This window comes from Flaviflexus massiliensis, assembly GCF_001375495.1.
Classification (GTDB): Bacteria; Actinomycetota; Actinomycetes; order Actinomycetales; family Actinomycetaceae; genus Flaviflexus; species Flaviflexus massiliensis.
Genome location: NZ_LN831058.1, coordinates 1,674,796 through 1,694,148, shown reverse-complemented (window position 1 = coordinate 1,694,148; position 19,353 = coordinate 1,674,796). Strand labels below are relative to the sequence as shown.

The 19,353-nt window shown below is 58.2% G+C and carries 19 protein-coding genes and 1 tRNA gene; 6 read left to right on the top strand and 14 right to left on the bottom strand.

Annotated elements, in window-relative coordinates:
* Window positions 1–48: 48 nt before the first annotated feature.
* A tRNA-Pro gene (locus BN1241_RS11725) sits at window positions 49–125 on the top strand.
* A 1,527-nt stretch (window positions 126–1,652) separates the two neighbouring features.
* On the opposite strand, the gene BN1241_RS11705 is transcribed toward BN1241_RS11725, so the two are convergent.
* The 3 genes from BN1241_RS11705 to BN1241_RS11695 all read right to left on the bottom strand — a co-directional run bounded on the left by BN1241_RS11705 (window position 1,653) and on the right by BN1241_RS11695 (window position 4,310).
* Window positions 1,653–2,288: a hypothetical protein gene (locus tag BN1241_RS11705; RefSeq protein ID WP_077138378.1), complete on the bottom strand. Its 636-nt coding sequence runs from the start codon at window positions 2,286–2,288 to the stop codon at window positions 1,653–1,655.
* Between the two features lie 103 nt (window positions 2,289–2,391).
* Entirely contained in the window at window positions 2,392–3,012 is a 621-nt protein-coding gene (locus BN1241_RS11700) for a response regulator (RefSeq protein WP_054953728.1), read from the bottom strand.
* Window positions 3,009–4,310, bottom strand: a complete 1,302-nt coding sequence (locus tag BN1241_RS11695; protein ID WP_054953727.1) for a sensor histidine kinase — start codon at window positions 4,308–4,310, stop codon at window positions 3,009–3,011. Before BN1241_RS11695 ends, BN1241_RS11700 begins: the two co-directional genes overlap by 4 nt.
* Before the next feature lie 94 nt (window positions 4,311–4,404).
* On the opposite strand from BN1241_RS11695, the gene BN1241_RS11690 reads away from it, so the two are divergent.
* The 4 genes from BN1241_RS11690 to BN1241_RS11680 all read left to right on the top strand — a co-directional run bounded on the left by BN1241_RS11690 (window position 4,405) and on the right by BN1241_RS11680 (window position 7,132).
* On the top strand, window positions 4,405–5,544 hold the full coding sequence (locus BN1241_RS11690) for an ABC transporter permease (protein ID WP_222704452.1): 1,140 nt from the start codon (window positions 4,405–4,407) through the stop codon (window positions 5,542–5,544).
* Window positions 5,541–6,239 (top strand): ABC transporter ATP-binding protein, encoded by a 699-nt coding sequence (locus BN1241_RS11685; RefSeq protein WP_054953725.1) that lies wholly within the window; start codon window positions 5,541–5,543, stop codon window positions 6,237–6,239. Before BN1241_RS11690 ends, BN1241_RS11685 begins: the two co-directional genes overlap by 4 nt.
* Window positions 6,240–6,514: 275 nt before the next feature.
* The gene (locus tag BN1241_RS13355) at window positions 6,515–6,754 is read left to right on the top strand and encodes a hypothetical protein (protein ID WP_222704451.1); all 240 of its coding nucleotides are present in this window, start codon (window positions 6,515–6,517) and stop codon (window positions 6,752–6,754) included.
* Window positions 6,755–6,769: 15 nt separating this feature from the next.
* Window positions 6,770–7,132, top strand: coding sequence for a GyrI-like domain-containing protein (locus BN1241_RS11680; RefSeq protein WP_222704450.1), 363 nt, complete (start codon window positions 6,770–6,772; stop codon window positions 7,130–7,132).
* 179 nt (window positions 7,133–7,311) lie between these two features.
* Here BN1241_RS11680 and BN1241_RS11675 read toward each other — a convergent pair whose 3' ends face one another.
* Genes BN1241_RS11675 through BN1241_RS11660 form a run of 4 tightly spaced genes read right to left on the bottom strand, consistent with a single transcriptional unit; the run spans window position 7,312 to window position 9,818 of the window.
* Window positions 7,312–8,007 (bottom strand): hypothetical protein, encoded by a 696-nt coding sequence (locus BN1241_RS11675; RefSeq protein WP_054953724.1) that lies wholly within the window; start codon window positions 8,005–8,007, stop codon window positions 7,312–7,314.
* Window positions 8,008–8,017: 10 nt separating this feature from the next.
* Complete coding sequence (locus tag BN1241_RS11670) at window positions 8,018–8,725, bottom strand: hypothetical protein (protein ID WP_054953723.1); 708 nt, start codon at window positions 8,723–8,725, stop codon at window positions 8,018–8,020.
* Window positions 8,722–9,453: an ATP-binding cassette domain-containing protein gene (locus tag BN1241_RS11665; protein ID WP_054953722.1), complete on the bottom strand. Its 732-nt coding sequence runs from the start codon at window positions 9,451–9,453 to the stop codon at window positions 8,722–8,724. Before BN1241_RS11665 ends, BN1241_RS11670 begins: the two co-directional genes overlap by 4 nt.
* A complete protein-coding gene (locus BN1241_RS11660) occupies window positions 9,450–9,818 on the bottom strand; it encodes a GntR family transcriptional regulator (protein ID WP_054953721.1) in 369 nt (122 codons plus the stop codon). The genes BN1241_RS11665 and BN1241_RS11660 overlap by 4 nt, the downstream gene beginning before the upstream one ends.
* A gap of 380 nt (window positions 9,819–10,198) precedes the next feature.
* Here BN1241_RS11660 and BN1241_RS11655 point away from each other — a divergent pair, with 380 nt between their 5' ends.
* Window positions 10,199–10,735 carry an NUDIX hydrolase gene (locus tag BN1241_RS11655; RefSeq protein WP_077138377.1) on the top strand — a complete coding sequence of 179 codons (537 nt, stop codon included), beginning with the start codon at window positions 10,199–10,201 and terminating at the stop codon, window positions 10,733–10,735.
* Window positions 10,736–10,873: 138 nt separating this feature from the next.
* On the opposite strand, the gene BN1241_RS11650 is transcribed toward BN1241_RS11655, so the two are convergent.
* From BN1241_RS11650 to gndA, 7 genes are all read right to left on the bottom strand, one after another.
* The gene (locus BN1241_RS11650; protein WP_054953720.1) at window positions 10,874–12,259 is read right to left on the bottom strand and encodes a mannitol dehydrogenase family protein; all 1,386 of its coding nucleotides are present in this window, start codon (window positions 12,257–12,259) and stop codon (window positions 10,874–10,876) included.
* Entirely contained in the window at window positions 12,256–13,686 is a 1,431-nt protein-coding gene (gene uxaC, locus BN1241_RS11645; protein ID WP_054953719.1) for a glucuronate isomerase, read from the bottom strand. The genes BN1241_RS11650 and uxaC overlap by 4 nt, the downstream gene beginning before the upstream one ends.
* Window positions 13,687–13,713: 27 nt before the next feature.
* The gene (locus BN1241_RS11640) at window positions 13,714–14,775 is read right to left on the bottom strand and encodes a LacI family DNA-binding transcriptional regulator (protein WP_054953718.1); all 1,062 of its coding nucleotides are present in this window, start codon (window positions 14,773–14,775) and stop codon (window positions 13,714–13,716) included.
* Window positions 14,768–15,448 carry a nickel pincer cofactor biosynthesis protein LarB gene (gene larB, locus BN1241_RS11635; protein ID WP_054953717.1) on the bottom strand — a complete coding sequence of 227 codons (681 nt, stop codon included), beginning with the start codon at window positions 15,446–15,448 and terminating at the stop codon, window positions 14,768–14,770. The genes BN1241_RS11640 and larB overlap by 8 nt, the downstream gene beginning before the upstream one ends.
* A complete protein-coding gene (larE, locus tag BN1241_RS11630) occupies window positions 15,445–16,353 on the bottom strand; it encodes an ATP-dependent sacrificial sulfur transferase LarE (RefSeq protein ID WP_054953716.1) in 909 nt (302 codons plus the stop codon). Before larE ends, larB begins: the two co-directional genes overlap by 4 nt.
* Before the next feature lie 225 nt (window positions 16,354–16,578).
* The gene (locus BN1241_RS11625; protein ID WP_054953715.1) at window positions 16,579–17,652 is read right to left on the bottom strand and encodes a PfkB family carbohydrate kinase; all 1,074 of its coding nucleotides are present in this window, start codon (window positions 17,650–17,652) and stop codon (window positions 16,579–16,581) included.
* Window positions 17,653–17,825: 173 nt separating this feature from the next.
* A complete protein-coding gene (gndA, locus tag BN1241_RS11620) occupies window positions 17,826–19,280 on the bottom strand; it encodes an NADP-dependent phosphogluconate dehydrogenase (RefSeq protein WP_054953714.1) in 1,455 nt (484 codons plus the stop codon).
* Window positions 19,281–19,353 lie beyond the last annotated feature (73 nt).

The window sequence follows — 19,353 nt, the reverse complement described above, 5'->3', positions numbered from 1 at the left end:
GAGATTAGCCGCAAGAATGAGCTAATCTTGAACAGTCGCAATCGCGAACGGGCTGTGGCGCAGTTTGGTAGCGCACTTGACTGGGGGTCAAGGGGTCGTGGGTTCAAATCCCGCCAGCCCGACCAGCAGATAACGCCGGTATCTTAACGAAAAAGAGATGCCGGCATTATCGTTTTCAACACGGCCCCGGGCGTTCCAATACCCGAGCACGTATCGCTGACCGATCTATTGGGCGGTATACAAATATCTGCAGATTGACGCCTGCCGAGCGTCTATGAGAGTGTGTTTGCCGCGTCTTCCGTCTGCATCCGTTACATCACATACCCGCTGACTATGGCAAGAATTGTCCGGCCGAATTGAATTATCGGGTTGCGTGTAGGGGGAATTATGCCGGTCGCATTGGGCGAGAGCCAAGGTCAGGGCAGGTGCTTAAGCGTCGAATACACATGTGGTTGCAGACCATTGCCAGTCTGTCCGAAAACCGCAGGTGTAGCTATGACGTATCGTCTGGACCACTTCAGGAGCATGGATGGAATAGAGACAACTATCCTCCAAGCGCAATAAATGCTCAGAGTGCTATCGAGTTATCGGTCCAAGATCGTAGATTTCGAAGGAAATATCCATGATCTCAGTCGCTCGAGTCATAGAGCCGTCGGTGTCAATGTAGACCTCTGAGGGGCCACCTCGTTGCGATGTTACAACAGCCTCTTTGAACTCTCGGAACGGTTGATCGAGCTCGATCAGTGCTTCCTGCAACTCTCCTTCGGAACCTTTGATCAGGAGCTGGAGACGAGAGTGCAAATCAATCATTTCTTGCTGGGAAGGCTCTTCTCCGGAATGAAAGCGAAGGATCACGTCGGGAACATCCGCGATCAGAGTGCCGTTGAAGATCTCCTTGCATGCCGCAACATTATCGACGTTATTGGAAGAGCCGTCCTGCGTCTCCTCAGCGGAATTTTCCTCATATTCTTCGGTGTATTCTTCGACTTGTTCTTCGGTCTCTTCTTGTGGTGCTTGCTCAGTTGGAACTGTGGGTGTGGCTGCGCTCGGTAGTTCTGGAGATAGTGCAGAGTCGTCTGACGGTTCACCGCATGCGGTGGCGGTGAGTGTAAGAGCGAGATAATGGCGAGGGCTTTCTTCATGGTCTTCCTATGTTTGATATTTGGCCGGTCCTTATGCGGGACAGTTGAGGACCTGCATTTGCTACTTTTCTAAGGGAGTCTCGTCTGGTGAGAGCTGTTCAAGTAGTGCCTGTCTACCCTGACCTGTACCGAAAGTGCATACTTCCGATGACTTGCTGTCACTGACTAGTGCATTGATTTTCATAGGACTGGCAGTCTCTAGTTTTGCGGATCGGCATGTTGAACAAGAAATAGAGAGCGACCACAATGACTCCGATCCCTTTGATTATGGTCAAGATGAGTGCGAATACAGAGGGTTCGTGGAACTCAGGATTCTCGAACCTCAGCGTGTTGTAGATTTCGTAGAGCTTGTAAGGAATGAGGGTCATGAGGAGCCCGAAAGTTGCCAACAGGACAAAGAGGAACTCCACTGTTGTTCACCTCCCGTCATTGTGTGACTTTTCGCGAGTCTAAATTGTCACGCTGATGGGCGCAGTTGTATCTCTTGGTCTCGGGTCCCCACGATTGGTTCTAATCCAGCCACCACGTGTCGGCATCGATGAGCCAATGGTTGCGCAGGGACAGCGCCCGTTCAATTGCTGCCAGGATGCCAGCAATGAAGAGAGTTGTGTTGAGCCAGGCTGGAAGGTTAATCGGGGAAGTGAAGGTGCCGAGATTGTCTGCGATGACCTCGATCTCTGAGATTCTCTCGATGAGCTGGGGAATGAAGAGCCCGAGTGAGATGAGCAGAATGGCGATTGCCAGCCAACCGATGAGACGGGATGCGACCGGATGCTTCCGCCCAAACGCTGCCCGCCTACCTTCCAGGGATTTCGGGTGGGGCCTGAGAAGAACGGCATCCCCATGTTCGGGCTCGTAATGCATTCGGCTTGCACCGTAGATCGACAGGTTGGCATGAATGATTCCACCCGGGACCGGGAACCTCACAGGGTAGTCACCCTTGTGGGTTTGTACCCCGTCTGTGTAGAGGGGAATCGTCCAATCAAAATAGTCGACGTCGATCGTATAGTTTCGTGATTGACCGTGCTCATCGGTCAGAGGAATAGAAAAAGTTGTCCGATAGAGAGCCTGCCACCAGTGGTAAGGCTTCAGTGCTTTGCCGTTACCTGGCTTGATCGACTTAGATGGCTTTTTCTTTCTTCGCACCTAGCCATCGTACGTGCCAGGCGATGAAGATGGCGGGTTGAGAAGTCCTGCTGGCTCAAGTGCCGATCTGGACCTGCTTTCAACCCGTGCTTGGATGGTCTCTCTATCGAACAAGTCCACTATCTCGAGCGACTGCCACAGCGGCTGTTCGGGAGGACACTCCAAGCTTGGTGTAGATGTGCACGAGGTGGGTTTTGACGGTGGCGGTAGTGATGTGCAGAAGCTTCGCAATCTGAGTGTTCGGTTCACCGTCGGCCACCAGTTGCAGAACCTCCATTTCCCTGACCGACAGGCTCGTCTGCGGGGATCTCATGCGGGCCATGAGCCGGCCGGCGATGGCGGGAGCGAGCGCGGTTTCACCCGCTGCTGCAGCCTTGATCGCGGCAATGAGTTCTTCCGGGGGAGAGTCCTTGAGCAAATATCCACTTGCCCCAGCCTCGACTGCACTGAGAATGTCCGCATCGGTGTCGTAGTTCGTCAGCACGAGAACCGCGGGAGCTTCCTTTTGCGACCTGATCTCCTTGGTCGCATCGGCGCCAGTCTGTTCCGTCCCGAACTGGAGGTCCATGAGCACTACATCCGGCTTCAGCTCTTGTGCCATTGCAATTACTTCACCGGGGGTTGACGCTTCACCCAGGATCTCTAGGTCGGGGTCGCTTGAGAGCATGGCGCGGATGCCGGCCCGGACCACCGGATGATCGTCGGCAAGGATCAGCGTAATCACTGGTTGTCCTTCCCATCCCAGGACACTGTCGTCGACAGGACTGTTCCCTGTCCGGGTTCGGAGTCGATGGCGAGCGTGCCGTCGAGTTGTTCGACGCGCTGCCTGATCGCGTTGAGCCCAAATGAATCAGTGCTTTGGGCGGATTGCTCGATCGTGTCGATATCGAATCCGCGACCATCGTCCGCCACCGTCAACGTAGCCGAGTGAAGACTGCGACCGCTTCCTGCTTCGTGTTCGCCCTTATCTGAATCGAAAGTGGGTACAGAGATCTCGGCAAGCTCGAGCCCAACCCGGATGTGCTCCGCATTCGAGTGCCTGGTTGCGTTGGAGAGTGCGCCCTGGGCGATCCGTAGCAGCGCAGTCTGCAATTGCATCGGCATCTCACCCTCGTGAGCGTCAACGGTGATGTCGATTCCGGTGCGCGCTGCCTGATCGGTTGCGAGTCTCCGCAGCGCACCCGCGAGACCGCGATCGAGTTCCTTGGGGGTGAGCTCATCAATGATGTTTCGGGTTTCTGTCAGGCTCTCCTGCGCAGTTTCCTTGGCGAGGGTGATGTAGGTCAGGCCCTGTTCGCTCCGATCCCGCTCTGCCGCATTGAGCAGCATGTGGATGCTCGATAGTCCCTGGGCGACAGTGTCGTGAATGTCGCGGGCGAGACGTGCGCGTTCCGCGAGCGCACCCTGTTCGCGTTCGGTCTGGGCGAGCTGCTTGCGGGTGCGGAGTAGTTCTGCGAGTAGCTCTTCCCGTTCCTGGGCTTCTCGTTGGAGTGCGCGGTAGGCGAGGCCGATGAGGAGGGCAACGCAGGCTCCGATGAGGGGGCCGATGACGCCACCGATGGAGAAGCCGGAGTGCAGGCCGAGGGCGACGATGGCGAAGAGGGTAGCGAGAATGATGGCAATGCCCCCACCGATCCCCGGGATGAGGTGGATGTAGAGGAAGAACATGGGGAAGACGATGAAGGCTGCCTCGGGGCTCAGCCACGTCAAGAGCGCCCATTCGCCCGTGAGCGCAAGGATCCACGAGGTTCCCGAGCCGGTGGCTAGCACCTGCGGTGTGCTTGATTTGCTCAAATTTTTCGGCACGTCCGTGGAAGGCGTGCTCGTGGCATTCCTTCTCGGTGCGAAGGAAGCTGACACGTAGGTGCCGAGGAAGATAACTGCGATTATGAGCACCCACCATTTGAGGTCACGGTCCTGGGCGAAGGCCTGGGCAATGACAAAAATGAGGAGGCCGGTAACCAGCGTGTGGAGTCCGTACCGGAGCCCGGTAAACACCGGGGCAAGATTTGAGTGAGCCATGACCATTCCAGAGTACGCCAGCGACAGAGCATCTGGATCAACCAAAAGGTTGAGGTGAAGACCAGTTCGATGGGCGATGTTGAATGTCGTGTAGATGACGAGACTGAAAGAGTGGCTGGCACAGGGTGTGCCGCTAGAAAGGTCTGTCATGTTTGTTGCGTGGAGAGAGTTGCGGTTCGCCCGCGGCCGGTTTCTCCTCATCGGTACCGTTGTTGCCCTCATGACCCTCCTGGTTGGTTTCCTGACGGGACTGACCGGAGGGCTTGCGTCTCAGAATATTTCTGCGGTTCTGCAGTTGCCGGGGGATCGGCTCGTGTTGAGCAATGCGGGGGATGATCAACCCATGTTCTCCACCTCGTCCATCAACGAGGAAACGGTGTCGGCGTGGTCGAATGCTGCCGGGGTTGATTCCGTCTCTCCTGTCGGTATCACCCAGGCCCGTGGTTCTCGGGCAGGAAGTGAGGACCAGGTTGGTATCACGCTATTTGGACTAGAAGCTGGTGATGCGGAAGCGAATGAGCTGTTCGGTCTCGTGCCCGCTACCGACCAGCAGGTGGGACTCTCGGAGAGTGCGGCCGATGAACTCGGGGTGGCCATTGGTGATTCGATCACCGTTTCGGGTACAACTTACGGGGTTGCCGCTGTCAGTGGTGACCTGTGGTACAGCCACACCCCGGTTGTTGTCATGACGGAGAACGCCTGGAGTGAAGTAAGCGGAAGGATGGGAGGCACCGGTGATCCCACGGCATTGATTGTTAACGGTAGCCCCGACTGGGACGCCATTGGAACGGCAACCGCGACAGAGGCGATGACAACTGTGTCGAGCCTCATGGCTCTCGACTCATTCTCTTCCGAGATCGGTTCCCTCGCCCTCATGATCGGCATGCTCTTCGGCATCTCCGCCCTCGTTGTTGGTGCCTTCTTCACGGTGTGGACCATGCAGAGAAAGGGAGATGTGGCGGTTCTCAAGGCATTGGGTGCCTCAACGGGATCCCTCGTCACGGACGCTCTCGGACAGGCACTGACCGTTCTGGTCGCTGGCGTGGGCATTGGACTCCTTGGTGTTGTCGCCTTCGGAACTTTGGCTGGGCAGGCACTTCCGTTCATGCTCAATCCCTTAACGACCCTCGTTCCAGCACTCATCCTCATGGTGCTGGGCCTAGCCGGGGCTGCCTTTGCCCTGCGCACCATTACGAAAGCCGATCCGCTCACTGCACTTGGGAGTAACCGATGATTGAACTACAGAACGTCACACTGACCTACCCGGATGGAAATAGTCGCATCACCGCGGTCGACAATGTTTCGCTGCGCTGTGAGGTTGGGATGCTCATGGGGATCACCGGCCCCTCCGGATCCGGCAAGTCCTCCCTTCTGGCGATTGCCGCCTCCCTCATCACCCCCGACACGGGCGGGGTGCTGATCGGATCAGGCGAGAACATGGTCGATGCTGCACAGCTATCTAAAACTGAAGCGACCGAGCTTCGACGGGACCGGATCGGGATCGTCTTCCAGCAGTCCAATCTGCTACCTGCCTTGACCGCAAGGGAACAGATTGAAGTGATGGCACATCTTGGTGGCGGATCGAAGAAGCACAAGGCAACGATCACCGCACGAGCAGATGAGCTTCTGGAAGCTACGGGACTCGCAGCCCGTGCTGACAAGAGGCCCCATCAGCTCTCGGGCGGTGAACGCCAACGCGTTGCCATTGCCCGTGCCCTCGTGCACGACCCGGATATTCTCCTCATCGACGAACCCACGAGTGCACTGGATCAGGAACGAGGAGCGGAGATCATTGAACTGATCGAGCACCTCACCCACAAACGCAACACCGCCACGCTGCTGGTCACCCACGACCTCATTCACCGGTCAGCATTCGATGAGCTCGTCACCGTCATCGATGGCCAGATCCGCGAACCCGCAACCGTCTAAAGAAATCGTAGTGACTCTCGTTATCCCCGCGTACTCAGTCCGGTCGGTTCTTTGCCGAGGCACTGTCCGCGAAGGTGCTTGAGGGACAGATGGTGGCACAGGCCAATGTGCCGCGATCGCACTATCGCCATCGCAGTAACACCCTCACAGTACTGACATCACCCCCTCAGGCGTGGAATACGCTGTGAAGCCGGAAAGATTTGAGCGTGAGTCGTGCTTGAACGAGGCGATGTAGTGTTGTCGGGTTCGAGGTTGGGGAGGTAGGGGAGTGAGACGTGGAGAAACTCGATGTCAAGAAGGAGCCGCACTACAAGGGTAGGGAAGGTGTCTTCCAGCTCCTTGAAGTCCCCGATCAGTCATTCCTCATGATCGACGGAAGCGGAGATCCGAACACTTCAAAGGACTACGAGCTTTCGCTCGAAGCACTGTATCTGCTCGCCTACGCTCTGAAATTCATGAGCAAGAACGAGCTCGAACGCGACTACGTCGTTCCACCATTGGAAGGACTGTGGTAGGCGGAGGACATGGATGTGTCCACCACTCGACGGGATAAGAATGCGTGGCAGTGGGCGATGATGATCATGACCCCGGAATGGATCGATCGCGACATGGTTGAGACCGCCCGTCGGACCGTCACCTCAAAGAAAGACGCCCCAGCCTTACTTGACCGAGTCCGCTGGGAGCATCTGAGCGAAGGCCTGGCCGTCCAAGCCCTTCATGTCGCTTCGTATGACGATGAGGGGTCCGTGTTGAAGACGATGCACGAGGAGTACATTCCAGATAATGACTTGGTCATGACTGGGAAACACCACGAGATCTATCTCGGCGATCCCAGGCGAACGGCTCCCGAAAAGCTGCGAACCCTTCTGCGTCAGCCCGTCGTCCGGACCTGATCGACTCCGGGCCTGATCGACGACGAACCAAGAAGGAAGAAGCACTGTGTGGCCACTACAGTGTAGCCGCACAGTGCTTCTTCTCTTGTTTAATCTTTTACTTCCTGATTTCCTTCCCTTCTCCGCTCTAGAGCACAAAGTGGGAGGGATTCTCTGCCATGTGCACTCTGTGCTTGCCTCTAACTGTTGCGCCTCATGGGGATGGTGAGTGCCGCACGATAGCTGGTAACAAAGGTGATGAGAAGGATGATGGCAATGCAGATCAGTGCCCAATATTCGGGGTTGAATGCCGGTTCGATAAGGAAAAGCGCGATGAGAAGGACGGGGATGGTGGCAAGTAGTGCGGGAAGAGCTCCGAACCTCACCCACATGAATCCCTGATAGAAACCGAACTCGTATATCGCCCAGTATGCCACTGCAATGCCAAGGATGAGAAGGGCGAGCTTGCCCCAGTGAACCTGGCCGAATGCCCCGTCGAATAATAGACCTAGGGCGATGACTGCGATGATGACGCCGGTCAGCATGATGGCGAGACCGAAGGCAGCGAAGCGACCATTGCGCCAGATTGCCATGCGAGTAACGCCAGCCCCGAGATAGGAACGGAACTCCGCGGCTGTCCCGATCCCCATGACCAAAATGAATATTGCTCCGGCCCCAATCGCCCAGTTGGCCACGGTCAGAAACTGGTGCTGCTCGGAGGTTGCAATGGCATAGGTCAAGAACACGTCGAGGCTACTATCGAAGAATTTTCCTGGCAGAACAGCAGTGAGGAGGAATGCGACCGCGAGAACTCCGAAGATCCAGGCAAACATGGGACCAACGGTTCGTGCTTCGGCCCGATCGATTGCATCGGCGAGGGATTGATGTGTTGTCATGATGGATTCCTTAGCTGCTACGTCGTATCGGAAGGGTTGTCAGCATGCGATATGAACAGATCAGCACGATCATGATGCCGGCTGCAGAGGCGAGCCAGCCCAGGGCGTTGAGAATGCCTGACTGATCAAGGAGAGCAGAGATTCCTACAAGGCCCACCGTGAAGCAGCCGATTGCCAGGGTTGCTCCCACCCAGTGGAGACGGACGTAGAGCAGGGAACAGAAGTAGCCGAGCTCGTAAGCAATGAGGATGGCGATGAGGGGGCCGGCAGTCCACCAGAGAATAGTTGTGATGCTAATGCCAAACACTCCACCGTCAAGCAGGAGTGCGGTAAGGAAGGCGATGATCAGAATAAGCCAGAGCATGAGGCCGAAGAAGAGATTTGCGCGACGAGCATCCCGCCACAGCGCCATCCGTGTCATCCCGGCACCAAGGTAGCTGCGCGACTCGGCAGCGTTGATAACGCCGGTCACGAGATTGAAGACCGCAAGAGTTGGGGCGAGTCCGGTTGCCAACGGTAGGTACCGCAGTCCCTGATTACTTGGGAGACCGAGGATACTTTCCTTATTCGTCTCCAGATACGTATCGATCCAGTCCTGGGGCAGGAAAGTGAGGACGATGAAGAGGACTGCGACAACAACCGTGATCGTGATCCCGCTCCACCAATAGCTCTTCTTTTCAAACGATGCGGTGTTATGAGCAATCATTGCGTGTGTCATGAGCGGTCCCTCCGTCCGGTGAGGCCAATGAGAACATCGGTGAGAGTCGCTTGCCTGCCATCGCTTCCGTGCTGGGTTCGGAGATCGTCTGCATTACCAGCTGCTACAACCGAACCCCGGTCGATGATGAGAACATCTTCGACAATGTTCTCGATTTCGGGAACGAGATGTGACGAGAGAATGATCGTGCGAGGGTGGTGAGCGAACTCCCTCAAGAGCGTGTCATAGAATTCCTGGCGCACAACGACGTCCATCCCTAAATGAACTTCATCGAAGATGGTGAGTTTACCGCGGGAGGCAAGGCCGAGGGTGGCGATGTAGGCAGACTGCTGGCCCCGAGACAGAGACGAGTACGTCTTCTTGCCATCAAGCCCCCACAGGTCCATGAGTTCCTCGTAGAGGTCTTCAGACCAGTTCGGTCGAATGAGCCGCCACAATTCTGTTGTCCGATTGAGTTTCGAATCAAGGAAGATCGACGTCGAATCGGTGACGAGAACCGTATTCGGCATCAGTTCCGGATTCTCCCATGGGTCTTCGTCTTTGACGCGAAGCGTGCCCGTGGCTTTGAGCTGGCCAGCAAGCAGCATCCCTAGCGTGGTTTTGCCCGAACCATTTCGACCAAGCAGACCGGTGATTGTGCCAGCCTGAATCTCGGCCGTGACCTCATTCAGAGCGTGATTCTTTCCGTAAGCGTAGGAGACATCGTTGAGCGAAATTGGGTAGGTCATGATTGTTCCTTCAGGATCGTGTTCACAAGGTCAAGAATGGATTCAGAGGACATGCCAAGCCTGAGGCCGGCACGAATGGCGGGGGAGAGCGTGTCCTCGGTGTAGGTCGCCCGCCCGGCCCGGGTCAGTGTCTCGTGGGCTGTCGGGGTAATGAACATGCCAATACCACGACGCTTCTCAACGACCCCCTCCTCAACAAGCAAATTGAAGGCCTTGTTGGCGGTGGCGGGATTGATTCGATACGTCGTCGAATACTGGGTTGTGGACATGAGCTGGTCACCTGCCTGCAGTTCTCCAGCAACAACACGCTGCCGAATATCATCCGCAATCTGGATGTAGATGGGAGTCTGGGACGAGAAGTCCATGACCACCTCCTTGGTTAGTTACACGACTAATTAACCAAAGAACCATAGAGGTGTCAATGTCTTGACCGAAGCTCGTCGAATTCCTACTGCATGTCCTCAGCCACTCATTCCGACTAAACGGTGATGTAGAGCCAATTGCTCCCATGCGTACAGCTAGCATGAAGTACACCAAACTAACTAGCTCGAGCCTCGATATTGGCAGGCGCACAGGTCCTGGCTGGTTCATGAGTGGAGGTAGTAACGAACTGGGATGGCTATGGAAGATGGAAAATATTCCGGTCGCTCGCTCAAAATTGGAGGTTACTAATAGCTGCCACTAACTCATGACACAGGCAGTGGGAGCGAGAAAGTACGCACCCCTGGGAGAGTAGGATGAATGAATGCTTGATTCCGTTATTTCTTCCCTCCAAAGCTTTAATCCCGTTGATGCTGAACTGGCTGAAGCGAAGACTAGATACCTGGAGCGAGTTGAGTCACTGGGGGAGAAGATGCTGTGGAAGCCCCTCGATGACGAGCATGTGACGGCCAGCTGTTTCGTGTTTTCTACCGACGTCGACAAAGTACTCCTGACCTTTCACAAAAAGGGCCAATTCTGGGTGCAGTTCGGCGGTCATCTCGAACAAGGTGATGCGGACTTGCCCGCTGCGGCGCTGCGTGAGGTACGGGAAGAATCGGGAATACCCCACCTCGAACTCACCGGAGGAATTGTCGACCTGAACCGCCACGGCCTCCATGGCGGTTTCTCGTGTGCCGCCCACTGGGACATCGGGTTTATTGTACTCGTTAATCCGGATACTGAGTTTGTTGTGTCAGATGAGAGTGAGACGGTGGGCTGGTGGCCGGTCAATCACCTACCCGAAAACGTCACAGATGACCTTCCCCAGCGGATCAAATACGCCTTGAATTCACTCTCGTAATACGAGAAGCAATCGTTGTGAACACGCAGTTGTTCTGGCGCTTCTGCGTTAAACCCTGATGACACATGACACGTGGTGGGCTGAAAAGGAAACGACCCTTTTCGGCCCACCACGGTCGATCTATTGATTTATGTCTTGCTACTTGCGGTGGCTGAGGATCTCCTCCACCGCTGCGGTGATGGCGTTCACGAGTTCCGAGTCACCGTTCAGTTCGGGTGCGACGTAGTCAAGGACAGCGGTCGCGTTCTCGACCATGTCACTTCCGAGCTTGGACGACACCTTCTCAGCATTCTTGTCAACAACGGGAGCGCCGTTGCCAAGCAGGTGGAGCATCCAGGCAGCAACGGCCTTGACGGCCGAGCTGGGCATGAGACCCTGCTTGCGCTGGTTGATGAGGGTGGGGGCGATACGGACCGGAATCTTCTGCGACCCATCATGCGCAATCTGCGCGAGAAGGTGTCGGATGTTGGGGTTTTCGTAGCGCTCAAGCAACGCCTTAGCGTAGTCTTCCCATTCCACCGACAGACCCGAGCCTGCCTCCTCCCACCACGACTGGACCCAGCCCCGAACCACAGGGTCAACAATCGCATCTGCAACGGTCTCGTGACCGAGGATGGGGGCGGCGTAGGCCATGAGGGAGTGGGAGCCGTTGAGCATCCACAGTTTGCGCTGCTCATAGGGTTCCACGTCGTCAACGATCTGCGCACCGGCGGACTCCCAGTTCGGGCGTCCCGCGGGGAACTGACCCGAGATCACCCACTCGGAGAAGGGTTCGGTTGGAACCGGTGAGGCATCGGTGTAGCCCTGCACCTGCTCGGCCTCGGCCCTATCTTCATCTGAGGTGGCGGGGGTGATGCGGTCGACCATACAGGTCGCCCACACAACATTCTCATCCATCCACTCGATGAGAGATGCATCGACTTCGCGAGCAGCATCGGCCACAACCTTGTGGAAGGCGGAGCCATTGTCGGGCAGGTTGTCGCACGGCAGGATGGTGAGCGCACCCGCGCCAGCTTCCCTGCGAGCGAGAAGGCCCGCAAGGACCTTCGCCGGCGCGGTCGACAGTTCAACACTGCCCAGATCGTGGACCTCGGTGTTTCGCAGCGTCTCAAGGTCGGCTACCACCAAGTCGTCCTCCACATCTAGCGATCCATCGGGGCGGCGGCAGTAGCCGACCTCGGTCACGGTCGTCGTGACGATCGCGAGCTCGGGCGAGGCGAAGTAGGAGATGAAGGACTGAAAGTCGCTAGCAGGATGTACGGCGACGACGGAGGAGATGACCTCGAAAGCGTTGCCGGAGGCTTCCTTCGTGATGAGGGTGTAGAGGCCGTCTTGCGGGGTGAGCAGGTCCGCCATGAGCGGCCTGCGTCCCGTGAACGCGGCAATGCCCCATTCGTCAGCATCTTCCGCATGCTCCGTGTACCAGGCTTGGTGTGCTCGCGTGAAGTTGCCAAGGCCCACGTGGAGGATCTTGACCGGTGCGGCCTTGCGTCCGAACTTTTCTCTCGTTAGTTGGGTGCTCATAGCTTGAATACCTTTCGGGGCTGGGTGGACACGAGGTCAATGGCGGTTTCGATAGCTTCGTCGAGATCTAACCTGTGCTCGGCAACGAGGTTACCGAGGAACGCGGAGTCGACACGGCGGGACAGGTCGTGCCGTGCGGGGATCGAGCAGAAGGCACGGGTGTCGTCAATGAAACCGGAGGTCTTGTAGAACCCGGCATAGCCCGTGACCGAACGCCGGTAGCGCATGATCGCATCCGCTTCGTCGATGAACCACCAGGGTGCACCTACGTAGAGGCACCGGTAGTAGCCGGCGAGCGGTGCAAGTTCGCGACTGTAAACCGTCTCGTCCATCGTGAACACGACAAGGTGGAAGCCGTCGACGTTGCCGTAGGCGTCAAGAAGCGGCTGCAGGTCCTTCGTGAACTGGATCGCGTACGGAACATCGCCACCCACGTCCGCACCAAAACGTTGCTGTGCCTTCGTGTCGTGGTTGCGATAAACACCGGGGTGAAGGGTCATGACGAGACCATCTTCGGTTGCGAGCCGTGCCTGATCGTTAATCATGTGGCGGCGCAGGCGATCGGCATCAGCCTGCTCAATGGTGCCAGCCCGTGCCTGCGAGTAGAGCTTCTCCGCCTCGGCATCGGTCAGTCGTGCCGACCCCGCATCAGCATGCGAGTGGTCGGAGGAGACTGCACCGTGGTCCTTGAAGTACTGCCTGCGCACGCGCATGGCCTCCACGTTGCCAGCATAGGTATCGACATTGACTCCAGTGACCTCACCAAGGTTGTTGGTCAGATCGTTCCATCCGGGACGGCCCGGCTCGAGGTAGGCATCGGGGCGGAACGTGGGAGCGACGGTGCTGTTCCACGTGGGATCGGCAATTAGTTTGGCGTGACCGGACAGGTCCGAGCACGGATCATCCGTTGTTGCGATCGCGGCAATGTTGAACCGTTCGTAGAGAGCACGCGGCCTGTATTCCGGGGTGGCGAGCTTGCCGGCGATCTGGTCATAGATCTCATCGGCGGTCTCGGCACTTGGACGAACACGAACAGCAAACAGGTCGTAGAACTCCTGCTCGAACCAGTAGCGGACCGGGGTCCCACGAAAATACTTCCAGTTCTCACACAGCTTGCGGAAAGCATCGCGAGACTGCTGCTCGGTCATGGGGGAACCAACTGGAACACCGAGGACAGCCAGGTCCACCCCACCCGCGCCGTGGAGCATGCGGTTCGTGTAGTGGTCGGGTGTCAGCAGGAGGCTGGTCGGGTCCGTGAACGGAATATCGTCCGCCAGCCATTCGACGGGCACGTGTCCGTGCGGTGAAATGATGGGCAGGTCCGCGATCTGCTCGTAGATCTCGCGGGTAATGTCTCGGGTGCGCGGATCGGCAGGGAAGAGCCGGTCGGGATTGAGCTCCAAAGGAGCACGTTGAGGCGTAGTCATCACGGTTCTTTCGTTGAGAGGTGGTTCTTACGAGGGGACAGGACCGACGCTCTCCCGCAGGAAAACGTTCATCGGAACAACCACCGTTTTCGGTGCCTGTTTCGACCGGTTCTGAAGTTGGTAGATAAGGGTGCGGGCGGCCCGCACCCCGAGCATGTTCGGCGGGGTTGCCACCGTGGTCAGGGTCGGTGTGGTGAGCGCGGTCGTGATCGTGTTGTCCATGCCGACAACAGAGACGTCGCCAGGCACGTTAAATCCAGCGTTCTGTACGGCTTTCATGAAACCAATCGCAAGTAGATCGTTGTATGCCATGACGGCGGAATACTGTTGTCGGATCCAAACCTTGGCCGCTGCCATCCCACCCATGAGGCTGGGCGGGTAGGGGCCAATACGCCGCAGGGTGATGTCGACTTCTTCGCAGGACTCCGTCAGAGCCCGCCACCGCACTCCGTCAGCCCACGAGGACTCGGGGCCCGCCAGGTACAGAAGCTTGCGGTGATGATGGGAGGCAACGAGTTCGACCGCCTGCCGGATGCCACGATCCGTGTCAGGCAGGATCGATGGGACACCGCGCACGTCACGATTAACGGCCACAACGGGGCGCACCTTGACGATCTGGTTGATCGTCGAATCGCTCATGCGCGAGCTCGTCAGAACGACGCCATCGACAAGTTGGAGGATGCGTTCGATCGACTGCCGCTCCGCAGTATCGGACTCCTGTGAGTCGATGAGAAGCGTCGTGTACCCCTGCGTAGCCGCTTCCCGTTGGAAGCCGCGCATGATGTGCGTGAGGAACGGGTTATTAATGTCGGACACGACGAAGGCAAGGATCTTCGAGGGCTTGCCAGTATCGAGACGGGGCGGTGCCTGCGAACGGTAACCTAGTTCCTCGGCAACCTCGTAGATGCGTTTCGAGGTCTCCGCGTTGACGCGCCCCGGCCGGGAAAATGCCCGGGACACGGTCGATGGGGCAACGCCGGCTTCCTTCGCGACATCGTAGATCGTGATCCGGCGCCGCATTTCTTCCGTTTTACCCTCAGCAGTGCTGAGCGTCGTTTCCTGGACCTCAGGTCTTTCGTCGCTACTCATGAGGATCCCTGGGAGCGGTGATTTGGGCTGCGAGATGACCGGCGCCGTAACCATTGTCGATGTTGACGACGGAGACCCCGGGGGAGCAAGAGTTCAGCATCCCCAGAAGGGCTGCCACCCCACCAAAGGAAGCACCGTAGCCCACCGAGGTAGGTACGGCAACGACCGGACAGGAGACGAGGCCGGCCACGACGGAGGCGAGTGCCCCCTCCATGCCGGCCACGACAACGATGACCCGTGCCTTTTCAAGGGTTGAGCGGTGGGACAGGATCCGATCGAGCCCGGCCACACCAACATCGACGATCTCCGTCACGTTGCGACCGAGATAGCGGGCGGTGAGTGCTGCCTCCTGGGCTACGGGAAGATCGGAGGTGCCAGCGCAGGCCACAACAACCGTGTCACCCAAGGGAGGGGGGAACGCGCCCGGCCAGGCAAGCATCCGTGCTGTCTCGTGCCAGGTTGCCCCTGGCAACACCGCCATAACACCCTCGGCCTTCTCGGGCGTCATGCGGGTGAAGAGGACGGTGCCAAGCGAATGCCCCTGATCGGCCTTGGCCTTCCAGGTCTCGGCAATGTCGACGCACTGCTCGAGTGACTTGCCGTCAGCAAGAACCGCCTCCGGGTAACCGCGACGCGCGAAGCGATCGAAGTCCAGATTCGCGACCTCGCTCATGCTCCCTCCGGCCTGCGAGAAAGAATCTGCATCGTGAAAGCACCGGACTGGATTCCGTTGAGGTCGAAGGCAACGTGGTTGAATCCCGCGGCCTTCACGCCCTTCAAAACCTTGGTACGAATCTCATCGTTCGCGATCCGCGCGATTTCTGCCGTGGGTACCTCGATGCGAGCAACGGTTCCGTGGTGGCGAACGCGGCAGTCGGTGAAACCAGCACCTAACACCACGTCTTCCGCCAAGTCCACCGCCCGCAGCTTCTCAGCGGTTACTTCCTGGCCGTGCGGGATGCGAGAGGCGAGGCAGGGAGCGGCTGGCTTGAGTGCGGAGTCGAGGCCGAATGCGCTCGCAATTTCGCGGACCTGGGCTTTGCTGATGCCGGCGGTTGCGAGCGGGTAGAGGACGGAATGTTCGCGTGCTGCCCGGCCGCCGGGACGGTCGGGGCGCTTCGAATCATCGAGGTTCTCGCCGTAGGCAATAACCCCGAGGTCGTGATCCTCTGCCGCGTGATCATCAAATTGGGAGAAGAGCTCATCCTTGCAGAAGTAGCAACGATCAACGTCGTTCTTCCGGTAGTGCTCGTTGTTGATCTCGTGGGTTTCGATCTCCTCCACACCAAGCCCAAGCTGGGCTGCCTGGCGGTGGGCGAGGGTGCGTTCACGAGCCGCGAGGGAGGGCGAAATGCCGAGCAGGAGGACGGTGCGCTCCATGCCAACCGCGCGAGCAACAAGAGCTGTGAGAACGGCCGAGTCAACGCCTCCGGAGTAGGCGATGCCGATTCGAGGCCGGCATGCACCATCAAGTGCTTCTATAACCTCGGATGCAACTGCCTGCGCGAGCGGTTCGAGGTGGTCGGGCAGCGGGACGTTGAGGTCAATGGCGTGAGGTTTGGATGCTACCTGGGTCATGATGCGACCTCGGTGACATGGCGGCCGCTGAGTCCTTGGCGACTTGCTACCTGATAACTAAACATTGCGCTCCCTTGCACGTTCGACTCCATCCGATCAGCCACTGCGTGGCCGTTTGGCAACCATGCCACAAGTTGCAATGAAGTTCGAGAAGAATGTGGACTTGACACCGGGTTTTGGGGTGATGGGGTGTGCAACAACCGGTTGCCGCACACCCCTAGCTGGTTAGCGCTGGACGCGTGCGTTGCCTTCCCACATGGACCAGACCTGCGCCTCGTCGGCCGGTGCGCCATAGTCGGTGAGTGAGGTGGCTGCGAGTGCACCCGTTGCCCATCCGAACTGCATGCACCTCTCGGGCTCCCAGCCCTGGAGGATGCCGTAGAGAACACCACCGATGGAGCCGTCGCCACCACCGATGCGGTCAAGAACATTAATGTCGCGCAGGGGTGCGACATTAAACTCGCCCTCGCCCCACAGGATCATGCCCCACTTGTGGTGGTTGGCGGACACAACCTCACGCAGAGACGTACCGATGTACTTGGCGTTCGGGTACGCATCCTGGATACGTCCAATCATCTGCTTGAACTGATCGATCTCTTCATCAATGTCCTCACCGCCGGCTTCCGGGCCCTCAATGCCGAGGCAGAGCTGGAAGTCTTCCTCGTTGCCGTAGAGAATGTCGCAGAGCTCTGCAATCTCGTGGAATGCCTTTGAGAGTTCTTCCTCGCGGCCCTTCCAGAAGGTAGCGCGGTAGTTGAGGTCGAAGGAGATCGCGGTGCCGTGCTCCTTGGCCTTCTTTGCCACCTCGACGCAGAACTTGGAGGTCTTGGGGGAGAGTGCTGCAACGAGTCCGGACATGTGCAGGATCTTGACGCCCTCGTCCTTGAACAGGGTATCGAGATCGAAGTCTGCGATATCGAGTTCGAGTCCAACCTCGCCGGAGCGGTCGTTCCACACGCGGGGAGCGCGGCCACCGAAACCGGAGTCGGCGACGTTGAACTGGTGGCGGTATCCCCATGCGTCGCCCTGCGGGATCTCGGGGCCTTCAAAGGCCATGCCGCGGCGCTTGAGATCGGACTTGATGAGGAGGGAAATGGGGGAGCCGGCAACAAAGTTCGTCAGCACCTTCGTGGGCTCACCAAGGTAGGAGGAGACGGAAGCGACGTTTGTTTCGGCCGAGGTTGCGTGCATGAAGAACGTGTCGGCGGTGTGCACGGGCTGGCGGTTTTCGGGAGTAATGCGGACACCGATCGAGGTCGGGACAACCATGGACCAGCGGGCGTCTTCACGGAGTTTCATGAATCTTTTCCTCTTCTAAAAGTATGAGTAGTCGCGGAAGTGAATTGAGTGTGGTCGGGGCTGCGACGATGCAGCAAGCCGGCGACAGTGGTGGGGCAGAAAGTCTTTGTTATGTGATGATGTGCGTCCTGTGGAAGGGTGGGTGGCCAATAGCTGACCACCCACCCAGGTAGCTAGGACTGGACTTCGCTGCGTTCGTCGGTTGCCCAGAGCGTGTGGAAGGTGCCTTCCTTGTCGACACGCCGGTAAGTGTGTGCACCGAAGTAGTCGCGCTGGCCCTGGATGAGGGCGGCGGGCAGGCGATCGGCACGCACACCGTCGTAGTAGGACAGCGAGGATGAGAACACGGGTGCAGGGACGCCGTGGAGCGCTGCGAGGGAAACGACTTTACGCCAGTGCGGAAGGGCTTCCTTCACAGCGTTGTAGAAGTAGGCATCTGCAATGAGGAGGGGGAGCTCGGGGTTCTTGTCGTAGGCGGCCATGACGTCCGCAAGGAAGCGGGCACGGATGATGCAGCCATCGCGCCAGATCTTTGCCATGTCGGCCAGGTTGATATCCCAGCCATATTCTTCGGCTGCGGCCTGGATCTCGTTGAAGCCCTGCGAGTAGGCAACAATCTTCGAGGCGTAGAGTGCCTGACGCACATCCTCAATGAAGGCATCGCGGTCCTCAATGTTCCACTCTTCTGCCACGGCTTCGAAGCCGCGTGCGGCTTCGCGCTGGGGTGTTGCCGACGAGAGTCCACGGGCGAAGGTGGCTTCGCCGATGCCGGTGACGGGGACGGCGAGATCGAGTGCCGTCTGGACGGTCCACATGCCGGTGCCCTTCTGGCCGGCGCGGTCAACGATCAGGTCAACGAGGGGCTTGCCGGTCTCGGCATCGACCTGGCGCAGAACCTCAACGGAAACCTCCATGAGGTACGAATCAAGATCGCCTTCGTTCCAGGTCGCGAAGATCTCGGCGATCTCCTTCGGCTCGAGGCCAAGGCCGCGGCGCAGCAGATCGTAGGCTTCGCCAATGACCTGCATGTCCGCGTACTCGATACCGTTGTGCACCATCTTGACGAAGTGGCCCGCGCCGTCTTCACCGACATGGGTGCAGCAGGGCTCGCCATCAACGTGCGCGGAGATCGATTCGAGCATGGGGCCGAGTCGGTCGTAAGAATCCTTGGAGCCACCGGGCATGATCGACGGACCCCACAGGGCTCCCTCTTCACCACCGGACACGCCACATCCAACAAAGTGGAGGCCGCGCTCCTTCAGGGATGCCTCTCGGCGGCGAGTGTCGGTAAACAGTGCGTTACCGGCATCAACAATGATGTCGCCCTCATCCATCAGTTCAGCGAGGTCATCGATGACGGCATCGGTTGCCGCACCTGCCTGAACCATGATGATGGCAACACGGGGAGGGGTAAGGGAGGAAACGAAGTCTTCAAGCGATTCGGACGGAACGAACGAGCCTTCGTTTCCGAACTGCTCCATGACATCTTCCGTACGTGACACTGTCCGGTTGTGAATGGCGACGCGGTGCTCGTGCCTTGCCAGGTTACGAGCCAGGTTGCGTCCCATCACCCCCATGCCGGTCACGCCAATATCGGCAGTTGCGGGAGCGGGTTGAGAGATGGTCATGGCCTAACTCCTTTGTCAGTAGGGCTTACTCTTCAAGCGTGGTCGAGGCCACCGGCTTCTGCAACAAGTTGCC

Bases quoted from the DNA above. Each gene is read 5' to 3' on its own strand.
- BN1241_RS11640 (WP_054953718.1), bottom strand. From the start codon at position 14,775: ATGAGTAGCGACGAAAGACCTGAGGTCCAGGAAACGACGCTCAGCACT.
- larE (WP_054953716.1), bottom strand. From the start codon at position 16,353: ATGACCCAGGTAGCATCCAAACCTCACGCCATTGACCTCAACGTCCCG.
- BN1241_RS11625 (WP_054953715.1), bottom strand. From the start codon at position 17,652: ATGAAACTCCGTGAAGACGCCCGCTGGTCCATGGTTGTCCCGACCTCG.
- BN1241_RS11685 (WP_054953725.1), top strand. From the start codon at position 5,541: ATGATTGAACTACAGAACGTCACACTGACCTACCCGGATGGAAATAGT.
- gndA (WP_054953714.1), bottom strand. From the start codon at position 19,280: ATGACCATCTCTCAACCCGCTCCCGCAACTGCCGATATTGGCGTGACC.
- BN1241_RS11690 (WP_222704452.1), top strand. From the start codon at position 4,405: ATGACGAGACTGAAAGAGTGGCTGGCACAGGGTGTGCCGCTAGAAAGG.
- BN1241_RS11665 (WP_054953722.1), bottom strand. From the start codon at position 9,453: ATGACCTACCCAATTTCGCTCAACGATGTCTCCTACGCTTACGGAAAG.
- BN1241_RS11675 (WP_054953724.1), bottom strand. From the start codon at position 8,007: ATGACAACACATCAATCCCTCGCCGATGCAATCGATCGGGCCGAAGCA.
- BN1241_RS11655 (WP_077138377.1), top strand. From the start codon at position 10,199: ATGCTTGATTCCGTTATTTCTTCCCTCCAAAGCTTTAATCCCGTTGAT.
- BN1241_RS11660 (WP_054953721.1), bottom strand. From the start codon at position 9,818: ATGGACTTCTCGTCCCAGACTCCCATCTACATCCAGATTGCGGATGAT.
- larB (WP_054953717.1), bottom strand. From the start codon at position 15,448: ATGAGCGAGGTCGCGAATCTGGACTTCGATCGCTTCGCGCGTCGCGGT.
- uxaC (WP_054953719.1), bottom strand. From the start codon at position 13,686: ATGACTACGCCTCAACGTGCTCCTTTGGAGCTCAATCCCGACCGGCTC.
- BN1241_RS11670 (WP_054953723.1), bottom strand. From the start codon at position 8,725: ATGACACACGCAATGATTGCTCATAACACCGCATCGTTTGAAAAGAAG.
- BN1241_RS11695 (WP_054953727.1), bottom strand. From the start codon at position 4,310: ATGGCTCACTCAAATCTTGCCCCGGTGTTTACCGGGCTCCGGTACGGA.
- BN1241_RS11650 (WP_054953720.1), bottom strand. From the start codon at position 12,259: ATGAGCACCCAACTAACGAGAGAAAAGTTCGGACGCAAGGCCGCACCG.